Below are 3,215 nucleotides of genomic sequence, written 5' to 3' on the forward strand. Positions count from 1 at the left end.
AGAGTAAGTTATCTGGTTTTTTGGTACTTGGAGACGGGTTGGAAAATCAAAAAGTTGTTTAAGGTTTCGGCAACTGTTTTGTTTTTGGTCAATCTTTTATAGCGCTGATTTATGCATTGCTCTTTTAGGTCAGGGCTTAGGGGGATTGGAAGGTTAGAGAGCTGGATAATAAAAAGGCGCGTTATTGATTCAAATAACGCGCCTTGGAAGCTACATGAGTTCGCTCAAATTATTACGCTTGGTCTGTGTTCTCTACTGAATCAACAGCTTCAGTCTCAACGTCTTTACCAGCGATGTGTGCGTAAGGCGTACCAAGAACCGTTTTCTCGCCATTTTGCATCGTGTCGTCAAACTTGATGGCATCTTTCGCAAATAGGTTGATAACCGTTGAACCAAGCTTAAAGCGACCCATTTCTTCGCCTTTCTTCAAGATGATTGCTTTATCGCCTTGTGCTGGGTAATCCCATTTGTACACAGAGTTACCGCGTGGTGGAGTAATCGTGCCAGCCCATACTTGCTCGATGCTACCTACGATAGTTGCACCAACTAATACTTGTGCCATTGGGCCAAATTCCGTATCGAAGATACACACTACGCGCTCGTTACGTGCGAATAGGTTTGGAACATTCTCAGCTGTTAATGGGTTAACAGAGAAAAGGTCACCTGGAACGTAGATCATCTGACGCAGCGTACCGTCACATGGCATGTGTACGCGGTGGTAATCACTTGGAGATAGGTAAAGCGTTGCGAATTCACCGTCTTTAAACTCTTCAGCAAGACCGGCATCACCACCTAGCAGCTCACGTGCAGAGTAGTCGTGGCCCTTCGCTTGAATCAGTTGACCGTCAGTAATTGGGCCAAATTGGCTTACGCGAGCGTCTGCTGGGTGAACGATAACAGAGTCGCCTTCAGCGATAGGGCGCATGCCGTCTTTCAATTCACGTACGAAGAATTCATTGAATGTTTTAAAGTGTTTTGGGTCGCTATGTAGCGCTTCATCCATGTTCACTTTGTATTGTTTGATGAACCAATTGATGATCGCTGTCGTTAAGCCGCCCGCTTTAGCAGACGCCAGTTTGCCGACTAGACGAGTTAGTCCATGTTGTGGAATCCAGTACTGCAATCCAACTTTAATCTTATCCATTGTATTAATTTTCCAATGCTATGTGTTTTTCAATTCAATCTGTCGATGACGCTTTAGGGCGCGAGATGTTACTTAAATTCGCGCCAATTGTCAGTAACTGCACATATTTGTTCACAAAAACGCGATTAAAGATCTGCTTTTTTGTTTCGTGAATACTGACGGTTGTCTTTGTTGTTGACCATGCTCTCAATGATGCGGTGGTAGTTGTCGAAGCGCAGTCGACTGATCTTCCCATCCTCAACGGCTTCACGCAGGATGCAGCCTGGATCATCATTGTGCTTACAATCGCGGAACTTACAGCCGCCAAGGTAAGGCTTGAACTCAACGAAAGCTTCGGTGATTTCATCGGCTTCTAAGTGCCATAGACCAAACTCACGAACTCCAGGTGAATCGATTAGGTCACCACCTGAAGGGAAGTGGTACAAGCGAGCTGCTGTAGTGGTGTGCTGACCAAGGCCTGAGTTTTCAGAAACTTCACCTTCTTCGATGTCGAGTGTCGGCATTAGCGCATTCACTAGGCTGGACTTACCTACACCAGATTGGCCAACAAAGATATTGATGCGGCCTTTAAGTTCAGCTTCTAGCTCTTTAATGCCGTAGCCAGACTCTTTACTCACGAACATCACCTTGTAGCCGATCTGTTCGTAAATTTTCAGGGTTTCTTGGTACTCAGCAATTTGCTCTTCAGTCAGTAGGTCGACCTTGTTGAGTACAACAAGCGGTGCGATTTTTACTGTTTCTGAAGCAATTAAGTAACGGTCGATAATATTAAGCGATAGCTCTGGAAGTACAGCAGATACGATAACCATCTGGTCTACGTTAGCCGCAACAGGTTTTAGGCCGTCGTAGTAATCTGGGCGAGTCAGCATTGAGGTTCTTGGCTCAACGGCTTCCACAACGCCTGAAATACCAGCCATCGATTCTAGGCCTGCACGCCAAGTCACTCGGTCACCAGAAACTAAAGTCTCGATACTACGGCGTAAGTTACAACGATGAACTTCGTTTGTTTCAAGATCTTCGATATCAGCATGTTGACCAAAGCGCGTAATCACGAGTCCGCTTTTGGTGCTACCAAGCATGTTCTCATCCCATTGGATTGAGTCTTCTTTCTTGAGTCGCTTGTTCTGGTTGCTACGTACGCGACGCACCTGACCTTTAGTTAACTTCTTTTTCTTAGCCACAATTTTTCACTTAACACATCTAACTTGATGATTGGGAACTCAAACTACTGTTGCTGGTGCCATTTGATTTCGATGACCCTAAAGCTAGTTTGAGTATAGTTATTTGGGTATAGTACCTCTTTTAAACATAAACAAATAGGCGACGCCTTATGTCCTTTAGCGATCAGAACCTAATTTGGGTAGATCTAGAGATGACGGGACTGGATCCTGAAACTCATAAAATCATTGAAATTGCGACTATCGTGACTGATAGTGAGCTTAACATCCTTGCTGAAGGACCTGTTTTGGCTATTCACCAGCCTCAGAGTGAATTAGACAAGATGGACGAATGGTGCACAACGACGCACACTGGCAGTGGCCTGGTGAAGCGAATTCAAGAAAGCACCATCACTGAGCAAGACGCTATCGAACAGACGATCGCGTTTCTTGAAAAGTGGGTACCAAAAGGTAAATCGCCGATTTGTGGTAACAGCATTGGCCAAGACCGCCGTTTCTTATACAAGCACATGCCTGAATTAGAAGAGTACTTCCACTACCGCTATGTAGATGTCAGTACGCTTAAAGAGCTAGCTCGTCGTTGGAAACCTGAAGTATTAGATGGTTTTGCTAAGTCAGGAAGCCACTTAGCATTAGACGATATTCGCGAGTCAATTGCCGAGCTGCAGTACTACCGAAAAACAATTATTAACATCTAGCCAGATAAACTGATCACGTTTGTCTAACTTTTCAGGGACATAAGAGCTAATTTTTTTGCAAATCTGTGTGCTTTTACAGCAGTTGAATAAAAAGTTTCGTAATTTTGCATTAAGGACTTGCATCACAAAAAAATGCTCTTATAATTCGCAGCCCTGAACGGCGAAAGACGTTTTCAGAATGCGACACTAGCTCAG

At 44.5% G+C, this 3,215-nt stretch carries 3 protein-coding genes; 1 reads left to right on the forward strand and 2 read right to left on the reverse strand.

Annotated features, from left to right (window positions below):
- Positions 1–232: 232 nt before the first annotated feature.
- Entirely contained in the window at positions 233–1,144 is a 912-nt protein-coding gene (gene asd, locus BCT81_RS27990) for an archaetidylserine decarboxylase (protein WP_102426556.1), read from the reverse strand.
- A gap of 125 nt (positions 1,145–1,269) precedes the next feature.
- The gene (gene rsgA, locus BCT81_RS27995; protein WP_102426557.1) at positions 1,270–2,325 is read right to left on the reverse strand and encodes a small ribosomal subunit biogenesis GTPase RsgA; all 1,056 of its coding nucleotides are present in this window, start codon (positions 2,323–2,325) and stop codon (positions 1,270–1,272) included.
- Between the two features lie 149 nt (positions 2,326–2,474).
- Between rsgA and orn the strand changes: the two genes are divergently transcribed.
- The gene (gene orn, locus BCT81_RS28000) at positions 2,475–3,020 is read left to right on the forward strand and encodes an oligoribonuclease (RefSeq protein ID WP_102426558.1); all 546 of its coding nucleotides are present in this window, start codon (positions 2,475–2,477) and stop codon (positions 3,018–3,020) included.
- The last annotated feature ends 195 nt before the right edge of the window (positions 3,021–3,215 follow it).

Origin of the sequence: Vibrio sp. 10N.261.52.A1 (assembly GCF_002876325.1) — a bacterium.
GTDB classification, from domain to species: domain Bacteria; phylum Pseudomonadota; class Gammaproteobacteria; order Enterobacterales; family Vibrionaceae; genus Vibrio; species Vibrio chagasii.

Excerpts from the sequence above, each read along its gene's own strand:
- asd (WP_102426556.1), bottom strand. The coding sequence starts at position 1,144 with ATGGATAAGATTAAAGTTGGATTGCAGTACTGGATTCCACAACATGGA.
- orn (WP_102426558.1), top strand. The coding sequence starts at position 2,475 with ATGTCCTTTAGCGATCAGAACCTAATTTGGGTAGATCTAGAGATGACG.